Source organism: Streptomyces sp. NPDC002076 (assembly GCF_053593835.1).
Window position 1 is genome coordinate 180854 of the sequence record NZ_JBSFDI010000013.1, and the last position, 14214, is coordinate 195067.

General features: G+C 71.2%; 16 protein-coding genes and 1 pseudogene. 8 read left to right on the forward strand and 9 right to left on the reverse strand.

Annotated features, from left to right (window positions below; genetic code table 11):
* The 3 genes from ACWCQS_RS26920 (at window position 1) to fabF (ending at window position 2710) form a co-directional block, all read left to right on the forward strand.
* Complete coding sequence (locus ACWCQS_RS26920; protein WP_451006829.1) at window positions 1–1032, forward strand: beta-ketoacyl-ACP synthase 3; 1032 nt, start codon at window positions 1–3, stop codon at window positions 1030–1032.
* Between the two features lie 82 nt (window positions 1033–1114).
* Complete coding sequence (locus ACWCQS_RS26925; RefSeq protein WP_135785772.1) at window positions 1115–1363, forward strand: acyl carrier protein; 249 nt, start codon at window positions 1115–1117, stop codon at window positions 1361–1363.
* An 84-nt stretch (window positions 1364–1447) separates the two neighbouring features.
* Window positions 1448–2710 carry a beta-ketoacyl-ACP synthase II gene (gene fabF, locus ACWCQS_RS26930; protein ID WP_451006830.1) on the forward strand — a complete coding sequence of 421 codons (1263 nt, stop codon included), beginning with the start codon at window positions 1448–1450 and terminating at the stop codon, window positions 2708–2710.
* Between the two features lie 78 nt (window positions 2711–2788).
* On the opposite strand, the gene ACWCQS_RS26935 is transcribed toward fabF, so the two are convergent.
* Window positions 2789–3283, reverse strand: coding sequence for a DUF3145 domain-containing protein (locus ACWCQS_RS26935; protein ID WP_030341287.1), 495 nt, complete (start codon window positions 3281–3283; stop codon window positions 2789–2791).
* A 276-nt stretch (window positions 3284–3559) separates the two neighbouring features.
* Between ACWCQS_RS26935 and ACWCQS_RS26940 the strand changes: the two genes are divergently transcribed.
* The gene (locus ACWCQS_RS26940; protein WP_451006831.1) at window positions 3560–4453 is read left to right on the forward strand and encodes an SGNH/GDSL hydrolase family protein; all 894 of its coding nucleotides are present in this window, start codon (window positions 3560–3562) and stop codon (window positions 4451–4453) included.
* Window positions 4454–4479: 26 nt separating this feature from the next.
* Window positions 4480–5451, forward strand: a complete 972-nt coding sequence (locus ACWCQS_RS26945) for an aldose epimerase family protein (RefSeq protein WP_451006832.1) — start codon at window positions 4480–4482, stop codon at window positions 5449–5451.
* On the opposite strand, the gene ACWCQS_RS26950 is transcribed toward ACWCQS_RS26945, so the two are convergent.
* The 4 genes and pseudogenes from ACWCQS_RS26950 to ACWCQS_RS26965 all read right to left on the reverse strand — a co-directional run bounded on the left by ACWCQS_RS26950 (window position 5448) and on the right by ACWCQS_RS26965 (window position 8297).
* Window positions 5448–6353, reverse strand: a complete 906-nt coding sequence (locus tag ACWCQS_RS26950; RefSeq protein WP_451006833.1) for a hypothetical protein — start codon at window positions 6351–6353, stop codon at window positions 5448–5450. The two genes, ACWCQS_RS26945 and ACWCQS_RS26950, sit on opposite strands and share 4 nt — an antisense overlap.
* Before the next feature lie 139 nt (window positions 6354–6492).
* A pseudogene (locus tag ACWCQS_RS26955) lies at window positions 6493–7005 on the reverse strand (fibronectin type III-like domain-contianing protein); the annotation flags it as partial.
* Between the two features lie 82 nt (window positions 7006–7087).
* Window positions 7088–7474 (reverse strand): RidA family protein, encoded by a 387-nt coding sequence (locus ACWCQS_RS26960; RefSeq protein ID WP_451006834.1) that lies wholly within the window; start codon window positions 7472–7474, stop codon window positions 7088–7090.
* A gap of 10 nt (window positions 7475–7484) precedes the next feature.
* Window positions 7485–8297 carry an NAD(P)-dependent oxidoreductase gene (locus tag ACWCQS_RS26965; RefSeq protein ID WP_451006835.1) on the reverse strand — a complete coding sequence of 271 codons (813 nt, stop codon included), beginning with the start codon at window positions 8295–8297 and terminating at the stop codon, window positions 7485–7487.
* 59 nt (window positions 8298–8356) lie between these two features.
* On the opposite strand from ACWCQS_RS26965, the gene ACWCQS_RS26970 reads away from it, so the two are divergent.
* Window positions 8357–9304 (forward strand): LysR family transcriptional regulator, encoded by a 948-nt coding sequence (locus ACWCQS_RS26970; RefSeq protein ID WP_451006836.1) that lies wholly within the window; start codon window positions 8357–8359, stop codon window positions 9302–9304.
* A 15-nt stretch (window positions 9305–9319) separates the two neighbouring features.
* On the opposite strand, the gene ACWCQS_RS26975 is transcribed toward ACWCQS_RS26970, so the two are convergent.
* Genes ACWCQS_RS26975 through ACWCQS_RS26985 form a run of 3 tightly spaced genes read right to left on the reverse strand, consistent with a single transcriptional unit; the run spans window position 9320 to window position 11205 of the window.
* Window positions 9320–9934, reverse strand: coding sequence for a LysE family translocator (locus tag ACWCQS_RS26975; RefSeq protein ID WP_451006837.1), 615 nt, complete (start codon window positions 9932–9934; stop codon window positions 9320–9322).
* On the reverse strand, window positions 9931–10725 hold the full coding sequence (locus ACWCQS_RS26980) for an EI24 domain-containing protein (protein WP_451006838.1): 795 nt from the start codon (window positions 10723–10725) through the stop codon (window positions 9931–9933). Before ACWCQS_RS26980 ends, ACWCQS_RS26975 begins: the two co-directional genes overlap by 4 nt.
* 42 nt (window positions 10726–10767) lie before the next feature.
* A complete protein-coding gene (locus ACWCQS_RS26985; RefSeq protein WP_450980966.1) occupies window positions 10768–11205 on the reverse strand; it encodes a MarR family winged helix-turn-helix transcriptional regulator in 438 nt (145 codons plus the stop codon).
* Window positions 11206–11296: 91 nt separating this feature from the next.
* Here ACWCQS_RS26985 and ACWCQS_RS26990 point away from each other — a divergent pair, with 91 nt between their 5' ends.
* Both ACWCQS_RS26990 and ACWCQS_RS26995 read left to right on the forward strand, forming a co-directional pair.
* Entirely contained in the window at window positions 11297–12295 is a 999-nt protein-coding gene (locus ACWCQS_RS26990; protein ID WP_451006839.1) for an NADP-dependent oxidoreductase, read from the forward strand.
* Between the two features lie 105 nt (window positions 12296–12400).
* Window positions 12401–12820 carry an organic hydroperoxide resistance protein gene (locus ACWCQS_RS26995; protein WP_451006840.1) on the forward strand — a complete coding sequence of 140 codons (420 nt, stop codon included), beginning with the start codon at window positions 12401–12403 and terminating at the stop codon, window positions 12818–12820.
* 162 nt (window positions 12821–12982) lie between these two features.
* Here the strand turns inward: ACWCQS_RS26995 and ACWCQS_RS27000 are convergent, their stop codons facing one another.
* Entirely contained in the window at window positions 12983–14134 is a 1152-nt protein-coding gene (locus ACWCQS_RS27000; RefSeq protein ID WP_451006841.1) for a serine hydrolase domain-containing protein, read from the reverse strand.
* Window positions 14135–14214 lie beyond the last annotated feature (80 nt).

Consider the following 14214-nt stretch of genomic DNA (forward strand, 5'->3'; position numbering starts at 1 on the left):
ATGGCGAAGATCAAGCCCAGCAAGGGCGCCCCGTATGCGCGCATCCTCGGTGTCGGCGGCTACCGGCCGACCCGGGTGGTGCCCAACGAGGTGATCCTGGAGAAGATCGACTCGTCCGACGAGTGGATCCGCTCGCGCTCCGGCATCGAGACCCGGCACTGGGCCGGTCCCGAGGAGACCGTGGCCGCGATGTCGATCGAGGCGGCCGGCAAGGCCATCGCGGACGCCGGCATCGGCGCCGAGCAGATCGGTGCCGTGGTCGTCTCGACGGTCTCGCACTTCAGCCAGACCCCGGCCGTGGCCACCGAGATCGCCGACAAGCTGGGCACTGACAAGGCCGCCGCATTCGACATCTCGGCCGGCTGCGCGGGCTTCGGCTACGGCCTGACCCTCGCCAAGGGCATGGTGGTGGAAGGTTCCGCCGAGTACGTGCTCGTCATCGGCGTGGAGCGGCTCAGCGACCTGACCGACCTGGAGGACCGGGCCACGGCCTTCCTGTTCGGCGACGGCGCCGGGGCGGTCGTCGTCGGTCCCTCGCAGGAGCCGGCCATCGGCCCGACCGTGTGGGGCTCCGAGGGCGACAAGGCCGAGACGATCAAGCAGACCGTGCCCTGGAACCGCTTCCGGCTCGGCGACGTCTCCCAGCTGCCGCTCGACAGCGAGGGCAACATCAAGTTCCCCGCCATCACGCAGGAGGGCCAGGCGGTGTTCCGCTGGGCCGTGTACGAGATGGCGAAGGTCGCCCAGCAGGCGCTGGACGCGGCCGGGATCAGCCCGGAGGAGCTGGACGTCTTCATCCCGCACCAGGCCAATGTGCGGATCATCGACTCGATGGTGAAGACCCTCAAACTGCCGGAGCACGTCACGGTCGCCCGTGACATCCGCACCACCGGCAACACCTCGGCCGCCTCGATTCCGCTCGCGATGGAGCGGCTCCTGGCGACCGGGGAGGCGAAGAGCGGCGACACCGCGCTCGTCATCGGATTCGGGGCGGGTCTCGTCTACGCCGCAACGGTCGTTACCCTCCCCTAGGCACTCCGTGCCGGATCTTGGGATCGGGCACGGCAGCAATTTGCCACAAACCGTCTGGAACATCGAAGAAGGAGCGCCTGACATGGCCGCCACTCAGGAAGAGATCGTCGCCGGTCTCGCCGAGATCGTGAACGAGATCGCCGGGATCCCCACCGAGGACGTCCAGCTGGACAAGTCCTTCACCGACGACCTGGACGTCGACTCGCTGTCCATGGTCGAGGTCGTCGTCGCCGCCGAGGAGCGCTTCGACGTGAAGATCCCGGACGAGGACGTCAAGAACCTCAAGACCGTCGGTGACGCGACCGACTACATCCTCAAGCACCAGGGCTGAGTCACCTCTTAGGCCCAGGCTGCAAGGCCCCGCCACCCGGCGGTGGCGCCGTAGAATCCCGCATCCGTTGGAGAAAGAATTCCCGTGAGCCCGACCAATCGCACCGTGGTCGTCACCGGTATCGGCGCAACCACACCGCTGGGTGGCGACGCAGCTTCGTTCTGGGAGGCCCTGCTCGCCGGCAAGTCCGGTGTCAGCCTCCTGGAGCAGGAGTGGGCGGCCAACCTGCCGGTCCGCATCGCAGCGCAGATCGCCGTCGAGCCGGGCGAGATCATCCCCCGGCCGCAGGCCCGCAAGCTGGACCGCTCGGCGCAGTTCGCGCTGATCGCCGCTCAGGAAGCCTGGAAGGACGCCGGTTTCACCGCCAGGGCCGGTGAGGACGCGTCCGTGAACCCCGACCGTCTCGGTGCGGTCATCGCCTCCGGCATCGGCGGCGTGACGACGCTTCTGGACCAGTACGACATCCTCAAGGACAAGGGCGTACGCCGCGTCTCCCCGCACACCGTGCCGATGCTGATGCCCAACTCCCCGGCGGCCAACGTCGGCATCGAGCTGGGTGCCCGCGCCGGTGTGCACACCCCCGTCTCGGCCTGCGCCTCGGGCGCGGAGGCCATCGGGTACGCGATCGAGATGATCCGCACCGGGCGTGCGGACGTGGTCGTGGCCGGTGGTACCGAGGCCGCCATCCACCCGCTGCCGATCGCCGCGTTCGGCAACATGATGGCGATGTCCAAGAACAACGACGACCCGCAGGGCGCCTCCCGTCCCTACGACGCCGGCCGTGACGGCTTCGTGCTCGGTGAGGGCGCCGGAGTGATCATTCTGGAGTCCGAGGAGCACGCCAAGGCCCGCGGCGCCCGGATCTACGTCGAGGCGGTCGGCCAGGGCATCTCCGCCGACAGCCACCACATCACCCAGCCGGAGCCGTCGGGCAACGGCATCGCGCACGCGCTGCAGAACCTGCTCGACACCACGGATCTGAAGCCGGCCGAGGTCGTGCACGTGAACGCGCACGCCACGTCGACGCCGCAGGGTGACGTGGCCGAGATCAAGGCGCTGCGCAAGGTGTTCGGCGACGACGTCGACCACATGGCGATCTCCGCGACGAAGTCGATGACCGGTCACCTGCTGGGCGGCGCCGGTGGCATCGAGACCGTGGCGTCGATCCTGGCGCTGGTCAACCGCACTGCTCCGCCGACCATCAACATCGGCGAGCTCGACCCCGAGGTGAACGCGGACGTCGTGCGCGACGAGGTGCGTGCGCTGCCCGAGGGCCGTATCGCCGCGCTGAACGACTCGTTCGGGTTCGGTGGGCACAACGTGGTTCTGGCGTTCCGCACGATCTGAGTACGCGAGAAGGGGCCCCTGCCGATCGGCAGGGGCCCCTTCTCATGCCCGGATACGGAAAGATCCAGTCAGGAAAACTCACACCACCTGGTGGAGCCAGCGGACCGGGGCGCCCTCGCCGGCGTACCTGAACGGTTCCAGTTCGTCGTCCCACGGCTTGCCCAGGAGCTTGGCGATCTCTGCTTCCAGGTCGGTCTCGCCGCGCTGGGAGCGGGTCAGGGCGGCGCGCAGGCGGTCCTCGGGGATGAGGATGTCGCCGTGGATGCCGGTGACGGCGTGGAAGATGCCGAGGTCGGGGGTGCAGCTGTAACGCTCGCCCTCGGCGGTCGGGCAGGGCTCGGCGGTGACCTCGAAGCGGAGCAGGTGCCAGCCGCGCAGCGCGGAAGCCAGCTTGGAGGCCGTACCGGCCTCGCCCTGCCAGGAGAACTCCGAGCGCCAGGTGCCGGGGGCCGCGGGCTGCCGGATCCAGTCGAGGTTGACGCGCGTGCCGAGCACCCCGGCGACGGCCCACTCGACGTGCGGGCACAGCGCGCGCGGCGCGGAGTGCACGTACAGAACTCCACGTGTCGTCACCGGAACCTCCGGGCAGAGCGGGACATCTTGCGGACTGGCTGGCGGCAGCGGCCCGACGGCCGCGTTGATGGCGAGGCTACCCTGCGGCGGTGCAAGGAGTGTGACGTACCGTCGGTCCCGGTGTCAGGAAACCCCCGCCATTCACCCAGGGGGACGCTTGTACGGGGGTGCTCCGTTCCAGGACGCCCGGTCGGGAACCCTCGCGCGTTGTTATGAGAGGGAGCACATACGAACACCCGGGGGCACCGGGTTCGACGACGAGGGGATCAGCAGGGGATGCGGAAGCCGAGCAGCCGTGGGCACGCCGCTCTCGCCGTCGTGGCGGCCGCCGTGCTGGGCGTCGCCGGGTGCGACGCCGGGGGCGGAAGCGCGCCCGCGTCGGAGGGCACCAAGGCACGCGCGGCCAGACCCGCGCCGGTGTGGAACCGCAGCCCCGGCTCGATCGCCGCGGTCGGCGACTCCATCACCCGCGGCTTCGACGCGTGCACGGTGCTCTCGGACTGCCCCGAGGTGTCCTGGGCGACCGGCAGCGACGCGCAGGTGGACAGCCTGGCGGTGCGGCTGCTCGGGGTCACGGGCGCGGCGGAGCGCAGCTGGAACTACGCGGTGACCGGCGCCCGGATGGCGGACCTGCCCGAGCAGATGTCCCAGGCGGCGGCGCGCGGCCCGGAGCTGGTGACGGTGATGGTGGGCGCGAACGACGCCTGCCGGTCCTCGGCGCGGGCGATGACCTCGGTGGCCGACTTCCGCGCGGACTTCGAGGAGGCGCTGCACACCCTGCGCGCGGCGTCGCCGAAGACCCAGGTGTACGTCGCGAGCGTGCCGAACCTGAAGCGGCTGTGGTCGCAGGGGCGGACCAATCCGCTGGGCAAGGAGGTGTGGAAGCTCGGCATCTGCCCGTCGATGCTGTCCGACGCCGACGATCTGACCAGCGCGGCCGTGCTCCGCCGGGACCGGGTGCAGCAGCGGGTGGTGCAGTACAACAAGGTGCTGAAGGACGTCTGCGCCAAGGACAGCCGCTGCCGCTTCGACAACAACGCGGTCTACGACTACAGCTTCGGCACCGACCAGCTCAGCCACTGGGACTGGTTCCACCCCAGCAAGGACGGTCAGGCACGGCTCGCGTCGATCGCGTACCGGACGATCACCGCCGCCAATCCGGTTGCCTAGAACACTCCTCGCCTACTGTTTTCCACATGAGCGAACTTTTCGGCACACTGTCCGACGGCACCGAGGTCCACCGCTGGACGCTGGAGCGGGGCGGGACACGCGTGGAGGTCCTGACGTACGGCGGGATCGTGCGGTCGCTCCAGGTGCCGGACCGGGAGGGCCGGACGGCGGACGTGGTGCTCGGCTTCCCGGACCTGGACGGCTATCTCACCCACCCGGAGCCGTACCTCGGCGCCCTGATCGGCCGGTACGCCAACCGGATCGCGCACGCCCGCTTCCCGCTGGACGGCTCGGTGTACGCCCTGGAGCCGAACGACGGCCCGAACTCCCTGCACGGTGGCGTGCTCGGCTTCGACAAGCGGGTGTGGGGTGCGGAGCCCGTCGAGCACGGGGTACGGCTGAGCCGGACGAGCCCGCACGGCGAGGAGGGCTTCCCGGGCCGCCTGGACGTGTCGGCGACCTACACCCTGGACGCGTCCGGTGCGCTGCGGATCGCCTACGAGGCGGTCACGGACGCGCCGACCGTGATCAACCTCACCAACCACAGCTACTTCAACCTGGCCGGAGCGGGTCATGCGGGCGGGCACGAACTGCGGCTCGCCGCCTCCCGTTTCACCCCGGTGGACGCCGGCCTGATCCCGACGGGCACCCTGGAGGACGTCACCGGATCCCGGTTCGACTTCCGCACCTCCCGCAAGGTCGGCTCGGGCTACGACCACAACTTTGTCCTGGACAAGGGCGTGACCCCCGCCCCGGAGGAGGTCGCCGAACTCCACGACCCGGCGTCCGGCCGCACCCTGACCGTGGCGACGACCGAGCCGGGCCTCCAGCTGTACACCGCCGACCACCTGGGCGAACCCTTCGCCCCGGGCGACGGCATCGCCCTGGAGACCCAGCACTTCCCGGACTCCCCGAACCGCCCGGAGTTCCCGAGCACGGTGCTCAGGCCGGGCGAGGTGTTCCGCTCGGAGACGGTGTACGGGTTCGGGGTCCGCTAGAGCGTCTCGCCCCTCATCCGCCTGGCCGCCTTGCCCAGCAGGGACATCGCGGCTCCACAGATCAGCAGCGTGCAGCCACCGGCCACCACCGGCCCGACCGAGCCGCCCTTGATGCCCTCACCGGTGACCGTCGTGGCCAGCACAAAGATGATCGAGTAAAGGCTCCGCCCCACCTTCGCCCCGGCCGGAATCACCTGAAGCAGCTGCGGAACGGTGGTCGCGGCGGCCACCGCCATACCGAACGGCAAGGCCGCGCCCAGCATCAGCGCGCCGAAGCCCAGCGAGTTGCCGTACGCACCCCAGCCGGCGCCCTTGTAGAGCAGATAGCCGGTCGCGGCGAGGGACAGCAGGACCAGCAGGCCGTTGAGATAGGCGGCCTGCGTGGCGGCCTTGCGGGCGCCGGGCAGATGCGCGGCCGGGGAACGCCAGGCGTCCGCCGTGATGAGCCGCAGCTGCCGCTTGAGGGCCTGCATCTGCATCAGCGAGAAGACACCGAAGCCCAGCAGGGCCAGCCCGGCGAGCGCCGCGACGAATCCGAGGGGCTTTTCGGTGATGCCGTAGTGGACGCCGCCGAAGGTGAGCGGGATGCCGAGCACCATGCCGTAGGCCATGGGCTTGGACTTCGCCTGGATCTTCAGCGCCAGATCACGCTGGGCGGGGGTGAGGTTCGGATCCAGCCGCATCCGGCCCTCGCCGACGTGCTGGGCGGGGGGCTGGGGGGACTGCTGGGGCGGATAGGGCTGTTGAGGCGGGTACGGCTGCTGCGGGTACCCCTGTGGCGGATACGGCTGCTGCGGCGCGTAGGGCTGCTGCGGATACGGCTGCTGGTACTGCGGCGGCCGGCCGTACGGCCCCGTCGGCGGCTGCTGGCCGTACGGCCCCGGCTGCTGGCCTGGATACACGATGTCTCTCCCCCGTGCCGTGCCCGGTGTCTTCCGGTGTTCGCGGGCCGGGAGTCTGCCATACGGGCCCGGAGGCGACGAGCCCCGGTCCGGGGGTCAGGTCCCGGACCGGGGCTGCTCATGGGGGACTTGTCCCGGATCAGACGTTAATCGGCGCGGTGAGTCTGCGGTCCGCGATCGAGCGTCCGGCGCTGATCTCGTACGAACCCTTCACAAACGCCCACGCGTTCGCCGTCTCGTCCCAGATCTCGAAGGCGCGGCGCGGCAGGGCGACGGTCACCTCGACGCTCTCGCCGGGACCGGCCTCGGCGGAGGCGAAGCCGGCGGGCCGGCGGGCCGGGCGCCCGGGGTCGGGGTCGGGGTCGGCCGGGGAGAGGTAGACCTGGACGACCTCGCGGCCGGGCCGCTCACCGGTGTTGCGGAGACGGATGCGCGCGGTGGTGCCATCGACGTCCAGGGACTCGTAGGCCCAGTCGGTGTAGCCGAAGGGGTGGGCGGGGGTGCGGCCGGCCTGCTCCCAGGCGCGGTAGCCGATGAACAGGTCTTCCGTGTAAGGCAGTTCACCGTCCGTGGGGACGACCTGGGTGACCGGGCCGTCGGTGAGGGAGCCCCGGGTGGTGGGGAGCCGGCCGCCGGGCTCGTGGGCGTGCGTATGTCACCGAGCGGTACGCGCGGGTGCGGGAGTCCATGGCGGCGGTGCTGCGCACCGAGTACGGCGACCGCCACGGTTGCTCTCAGGAGGGTTGTACGGCCGCCACGACCTCCACCTCCACCTGCGCCTCCGGGCGGAACAGTCGTGGCACTTCGAAGGTCATGCTCGTCGGCGGGGCCCCCGTGAGGAACTGCCGCCGTACGGTGCCGTATTCGTCGAGCTTGCTGATGTCGGTCAGATAGGTGCGGATGTTGATGACGTCCGCGAGGCTCGCGCCGTGCGCCTTGAGCAGGGCGTCGATCGTCTCGAAGACGCCCCGGGTCTGCTCGGCCAGGGTGTGGCCCTCGGCGATCTGGCCCGAGAGGAACAACAGGGCGCTGCCGTCGGCGTGTTCGACGCGGGCCACCTGGGAGTAGTAGGGGCTCAGGGGCTGCGGTGCGGTGGCGGGGCTGTTCAGGGTGATCTGCACGGGGAGTCCTTCAGACGGTACGGATGATGTGGGCGGCGGCCCGCGCGATGTCGGCGCGGGCCAGCGCGGGGTCCGCCGCGGCCCGCTGGAGCTGCTCCAACGCCGCTGCGGCCATCGGCAGTTCTGCGGCACCCGTGGCGATGCGCAGGTCCTTCACGGCGAGGTCGGTCGCGAAGAGCGCCCCGTCGGCGAAGGCACGGTCGACCGCGCCGCCGAGCGGGCCCGCCTTCAGCGCCGCACGGGCCGTGTCGCCGTCCAGGCCCAGCGCGGCGGCGAGCCGCAGCGCCTCGGCGACCAGGCCGACACCGCCGATCACCGCCGTGTTGACGACGAGTTTGAGGGACGCCCCGGAGCCGAGCGGGCCGGTGCGGGTGACCGTGCCCAAGAGAGACAGGACGTGCTCGACCGCGGCCGTGTCCCCGCCCGCGAGGATGCCGAGCGTGCCCTCGGCGGCCCGGTCGGTGCTGCCCATGACCGGCGCGTCGACGAGGGTGACCCCGTCCCCCAGCCGGCCGGCCAGTTCCCGTACGGCGTCCGGTCCGACGGTGGACATCTCGACCCACGTCGTACCCGGCCGCAGCTCCGGCGCGACGGCGTCGGCCACGGCGGTGAGCGCGTCCGGCCCGGCGAGCATGGTGATCACGACGTCGGCGTCCCGCACCGCCTCCGCCGGTGACCCGGCGCGCCAGGCCCCCTCGGCGACGAGCGGCTCGGCGCGGGCCGCGGTGCGGTTCCAGACGGTGAGCGGATGACCGGCCGTGAGGAGCCGATGGGCCATCGGGACGCCCATGTGCCCCAGCCCCAGAAAAGCGATCTTCTCCATGCCGTCGACGCTAGGACCGGGCCGTGCGATGCGACAAGCGAATGTCTAGCATCGAAGCCATGCTTACTTCGCATGACAGGCGCCGCGCGCACCCCGAGCCGCCCGACCTGTCCACCGTCTGGCTGCGGGTGTTCCTGGAGGTGGCCCGGCACGGCTCGTTCACGGTGGCCGCGCGGACGCTGGGCTGGACCCAGTCCGCCGTGTCCCGGCAGATCTCCGCACTGGAGTCGGCCCTCGGCGGCAGTCCGCTCTTCGACCGGCTGCCGCGGGGGGTGCGGCTCACCGAGGCCGGCCGGACGCTGGTGCCGTACGCCGAGGCCGTGTCCGAGTCACTGCGCGGCGCGGCCCGCGACCTGGCCGAGCTGCGGGCGGCGGCGGGCGGGCGGCTGCGGTTCGGCGCGTTCGCCACCGCCGACGCGGCGCTCGTCCCGCACGCGCTGGCCGTCTTCCGCGCCCGTCAGCCCCGGGTCCGCGTCTCGCGCGAGGAGGGCCTCTCCCCCGGCCTGCTGGACCGGCTGACGGCGGGCCGTCTCGACCTCGCGGTGGTCTCCACGACGGGCCGCGCCCCGCTGGAGGCGTACGAGCTGCACCATCTCCTCGACGAGACCCTGTATGTCGCCGTGCCCGCCGGCCATCCGCTCGCCCGGGCCGACGGGCCGGTGCGGCTGGCCCGGCTCGCCGACGCCGACTGGATCGCCGGCAGTTCCCGGCCCGAGGGCACCCTCCTCGACGCGGCCGTGCGGCTGGGCTTCCGGCCGCGGGTCGCGCACGTCGTCGGCGAGTGGACCGCCAAGCAGGGGTACGTCGCCGCCGGCCTCGGAGTGACCCTGGTCCCGGCGCTGGCCGCCGCGTCCGTACGGCCGGATGTCGCCCTGCTGCCGGTGCACGCCGAGGACGCCCCGCCGCGCGCGGTGTACGCGGCGACGGTCCGCGGACGCACGCTGACGACGGCGGCGCGGGCCTTCGTCACGGCACTGCGGGAGGCGGCGGAGCGGATCCCCGGCTGAGCCGGACGGGCGGGTTCAGTGCGACGGCGCGAGCGCGAGGCTGACGCCGAGGCCGGCCAGGACCGAGCCGATGACCTTGTTGAGGATCTTCTGGCCGCGCAGCATCAGGGCCCGCATCCTGGCCTGCGAGAAGAAGGTGGCGACCACGCCGAACCACAGCAGGTGGGCGAGCGACATGAACAGGCCGTAGCCGACCTGCCGGTACAGCGGGGTGTCGGGGCTGACGACCTGGGCGAAGGTGGAGACGACGAAGAGGGTCGTCTTCGGGTTGAGGACGTTGGTGAGGAAGCCGGTGCGCAGCGCGGCGAACGGGGTCAGCTCACGGCGGTCCGCCAGGTCGATCTTCAGCTCGCCGCGGGTGCGGTAGGTGCGGATGCCGACGTACACGAGGTAGGCCGCGCCGATCAGCTTGATCACCGTGAACAGGGCGGTGGAGGAGGCGATCAGCAGGCCGACGCCGAGCAGGGTGTAGGTGACGTGGACCAGGACTCCCGCGGCGACGCCGGCGGCGGCGAGCAGACCGGTGCGGCGGCCGTACAGATAGCTGTTGCGGACGATCATGGCGAAGTCGGCGCCGGGGGCGATCACGGCGAGGACCGTGATGACGGCGACGGCGAGTATCTGGGTCACGGGGTGGCGTTCTCCTCTTCGGACTCGTCGGCAACGCCGTCGGCGTTCTCCTCGCCCAGCAGCTCGCGGGCGAGGAGCGTGGCGCCCGCGACCGCGCCCGGCATCAGGAACACCGCGACGAACGGGATCAGAAAGGCCAGGCCGAGGGGCGTGCCGAAGCCCCAGACCAGGGTCTTGCGGGAACGGAGCAGGGCGAGCCGGGCGCGCAGTTCCACGCCCCGGCGCTGGAGGGCGACGGCGGTGAGTTCCTCGGTGAGGAAGAAGCCGGTGACGAAGAAGCCGAGCACGGGGACGGCGGTCTGCCCGACGACCGGCAGGAAGCCGAGGGCGAAGAGCAGTACGCCCCACAGCGCAACCCGCACCAGGATGCGCAGGCTGTCCCGGGCCGAGATCCACAGCTCGCGCCACAGCGGCAGGTCCGACCGCGGGGCGGTGCCGTCGGGCGAGGCTGCGGCGTCGACCTGCTCCGACAGGTTCTCGTAGAAGGGCTGGCCGATCAGCAGGGTGACGGCCGTGAACGTCAGCACGGCGAGCAGCAGCCCGAGGGCGAAGAGGACGGCCGTGAGGAAGCCGCGGAACAGGCCCTGCCAGGGGCTGGACCAGTGGTCCGCGAACGGCGTCGCCCAGGTGACCGCGTCCTCGCCCCACACCGCGAGCGCGACCAGCGCCGCGGCGTAGAGCACCAGGGTGATCAGCCCGGGCAGCAGTCCGAAGCCGTAACTCCGGCCGTGCCGGCTCATCCAGCGCTGGCCCTTCAGCAGATGACCGAACCCCACCCCAAGATCGCGCATGCGGAGACTTTACCGATTCCCCGCCGGCCGGCACCGGTCTTCTCAGGCGTCGAGCATCCGGCGCAGCAGGTCGCGCAGGGAGCGGCGCTCCTCCTCCGACAGCCCGGCGAGGGGCTCGCGGGCGAAGCGGAGGCCTTCGCGCAGGTCCTGGGCCATGCGCACGCCCTCGTCCGTGGCGGCGGCCAGCTTCACGCGGCGGTCGGCCGGGTCCGGGCGGCGCTCGACCAGTCCCCGGGACTCCAGGCGGTCCACTATCCCGGTCACGTTGGACGGCTCGCACTTGAGCTTCTGCGCCAGCTTGCGCATGGGCAGCGGCTCCAGCGAGAGCAGGCTGAGCAGCCGGGCCTGCGGTCCGGTCAGGGTGTGCTCGCCCGCCGCCTTCTCGTAGTCCGCGTAGAAGCGGGCGACGACGTCACCGATCAGTTCGACGACCTCCATGGTCAGGGCGTCGGGGCGGCGGGTCTTCGATGGGGTGGACATGCTCTCCAGGATACCCCGTTACTTGACATCCTGAAATATTCAGGAGCATGGTTGTTTCAGGTTCTGAAGTATTTGAGAAAGGCCCTCTGTCATGACCAACCGTGAGTGGCACCTGCTCAGCCGTCCCGTCGGCTGGCCGAAGCCCGAGGACTTCGCCCTCGTCGAGACCCCCGTCCCGACCCCCGGCGAGGGCCAGGTGCTGGTGCGGAACAAGTACCTCTCCGTGGACCCGTACATGCGCGGCCGCATGAGTGCCGCGAAGTCGTACGCCGCCCCCTACGAGCTGGGCAAGGTCATGCAGGGCGGCGCGGTCGGCGAGGTGATCGCCTCCAACGCCGAGGGCATCGGGACCGGCGACCACGTCCTGCACTTCTTCGGCTGGCGCGAGTACGCCGTCGTGGACGCGAAGAACGCCGTCAAGGTCGACCCCGCGGCCGCGCCCCTCTCGACGTACCTCGGCGTTCTCGGTATGACCGGCCTGACCGCCTACGCCGGACTGCTGCGCACCGCCTCCTTCAAGGAGGGCGACATCGTCTTCGTGTCCGGCGCGGCGGGCGCCGTCGGCAGCCAGGTCGGCCAGCTCGCCAAGCTGCTCGGCGCCTCGCGGGTCATCGGTTCGGCCGGCTCCGACGAAAAGGTCAAGCTGCTGGTCGAGGAGTACGGCTTCGACGCGGCGTTCAACTACAAGAACGGCCCGGTGAGCGAGCAGCTGCGCGCTGCCGCGCCGGACGGCATCGACGTCTACTTCGACAACGTCGGCGGGGACCACCTGGAGGCGGCCATCGGCTCGCTCCGCCAGGGTGGCCGGATCGCGATCTGCGGCATGATCTCCGTCTACAACAACACCGAGCCCGCACCCGGCCCGCGCAACCTCGCCCGGCTGATCCAGACCCGGGGCCGCATGGCGGGCTTCCTGGTCGGCGACCACTACGACCTGCAGCCGGAGTTCGTCCAGAAGGTCGGGCCGTGGGTCGCCTCGGGCGAGCTGAAGTACCGCGAGACGGTCGTCGAGGGCATCGAGAACACCCTGGAGGCGTTCCTCGGGGTACTGCGCGGCGACAACATCGGCAAGATGATCGTCAAGCTCTGACCGGCCAGGGCTTCTGCTGTGTTTTCGGCATGCGGTAACTTCTTTCCGAAATCCGTCGTCGATCGTGGGCGCGAGTCGCGGCGGACCGAGGAGGAAGACAACCGCATGCCCATCACGCAGTCCGACGTCCTGTACACCGCCGTCGCCACCGCCGAGAACGGCCGGGACGGCCGGGTCGCCACGGATGACGGCCGACTCGACGTCGTCGTCAACCCGCCCAAGGAGATGGGCGGCAACGGCGCCGGCACGAACCCGGAGCAGCTGTTCGCCGCGGGATACTCCGCCTGCTTCCAGGGCGCGCTGGGGGTCGTCGCCCGGCAGGAGGGGGCCGACGTCTCCGGGTCGACCGTCACCGCGAAGGTCGGTATCGGCAAGAACGAGGACGGGTTCGGGATCATCGTGGAGATCTCGGCGAACATTCCCCACGTGTCCGCCGAGGTGGCCCGGGAGCTGGTGGAGAAGGCTCACCAGGTGTGCCCGTACTCGAAGGCCACGCGGGGGAACATCAGCGTGACGCTGGTCTGACGGTCGTCGTTGCGTACTGCGGAGACCGCATCCTTGGACGTGGGGTGCGGTCTCTTTTTCGGCGGGGGGCGTCTGCCGGGTGCGGTGCTTCTTCGGGTGCGGGTGCGTCGTGGCTGGTCGCGCCCGCGCGGCGGAGCCGCATATCGACACAGCCCCGCGCTCCTAGGGAGTCAGCGCCGCCCGGTGCAGCACGCGCACGAACCTGTCGTTCTCCGGTGCCGCCCCTCCCGGGAACGCCATCCGGCGGCGTGTGTAGCCGTACGCCAGGCCGCTGCGTGGGTCGGCGAAGGCCTGGCTGCCGCCTGCGCCGCTGTGGCCGAAGGCACCGGCGCCCAGGACCGGGTGCCACATGTCGGCGGTGGCCTGGAAGCCGAGGCCGTACGACTTGTGGGCGCGGGCCACCAGGTCGTAGCCCACGGAGTGGATCTGGCCCACCTCGGCGACCGTGTCGGGCTTGAGCAGCGGCGGGCGGTCGTCCAGTTCACTGATCGCCGCCGCGTACATGGTGGCGAGCCCGCGCGCGGAGGCGACGCCGCCCGCCGACGCCGGTCCCTTGGCCCGTACGAGACGGGAGTTGGCGTAGTCGGCCAGGGTGCCCGGCTCCGGGACGTGGGCGTTGTAGGCAATCGAGGCCAGCGTGTGCGGGCCGGTCGGCTGGGCGTCCAGCAGGGCCTGCTGCTCGGGCGTCGGGGGCATCGGCCGCACCGAGCGGAACCGGGGCTCCTCGGACTCGGGCAGGCCCAGGAAGAAGTCCGTGCCGTACGGCACGCGGACCCGCTCCTCGTAGACCTCCTGGAGCGTGTGGCCCGTGGCCCGGCGGACCACCTCTCCGGTGAGCGCGCCGATCACCAGCGCGTGGTAGCCGAAGGCCGTGCCCGGGCGCCAGAACGGCTTCTGGTCGGCGAGGCGTTCGGCCATCGCGCGGTCGTCGGCCAGTTCCTCGGCGGAGAACCCGGCGTCGATCCCGACCAGACCCGCCCGGTGCGCGAGCAGGTCCCTGAGGGTCACCCCGCCCTTGCCCTCGGCGGCGAACTCGGGCCAGTAGTAGGTCACTTTGCGGTCCAGCTCCAGTGTGCCGTCCTGCACCAGGAGGGCGACCACCAGATGGGCGGCACCCTTGGTGGACGAGAACACGCCGTACAGCGAGTCCGCCTCCGCGCCCGCCCACAGGTCGACGACCCGCCGACCCCGCACATACGCGCACAACTGACCCTCGTAGTCGTCGCGTTCCCCGGCGACGAACGCGGCGAACTCCTCGCGCACCGCCTCGAAACCCTCGGCGACTGTGCCCTGGACGGTGATCTGCTGCGTCATCCGCTCTCCTCAACCTGAGCCGCTGCTCGCTGCTCCCTCTCGGCACAACGCCCGTTCCCGTTCGGGGCGTTCCCGAGACC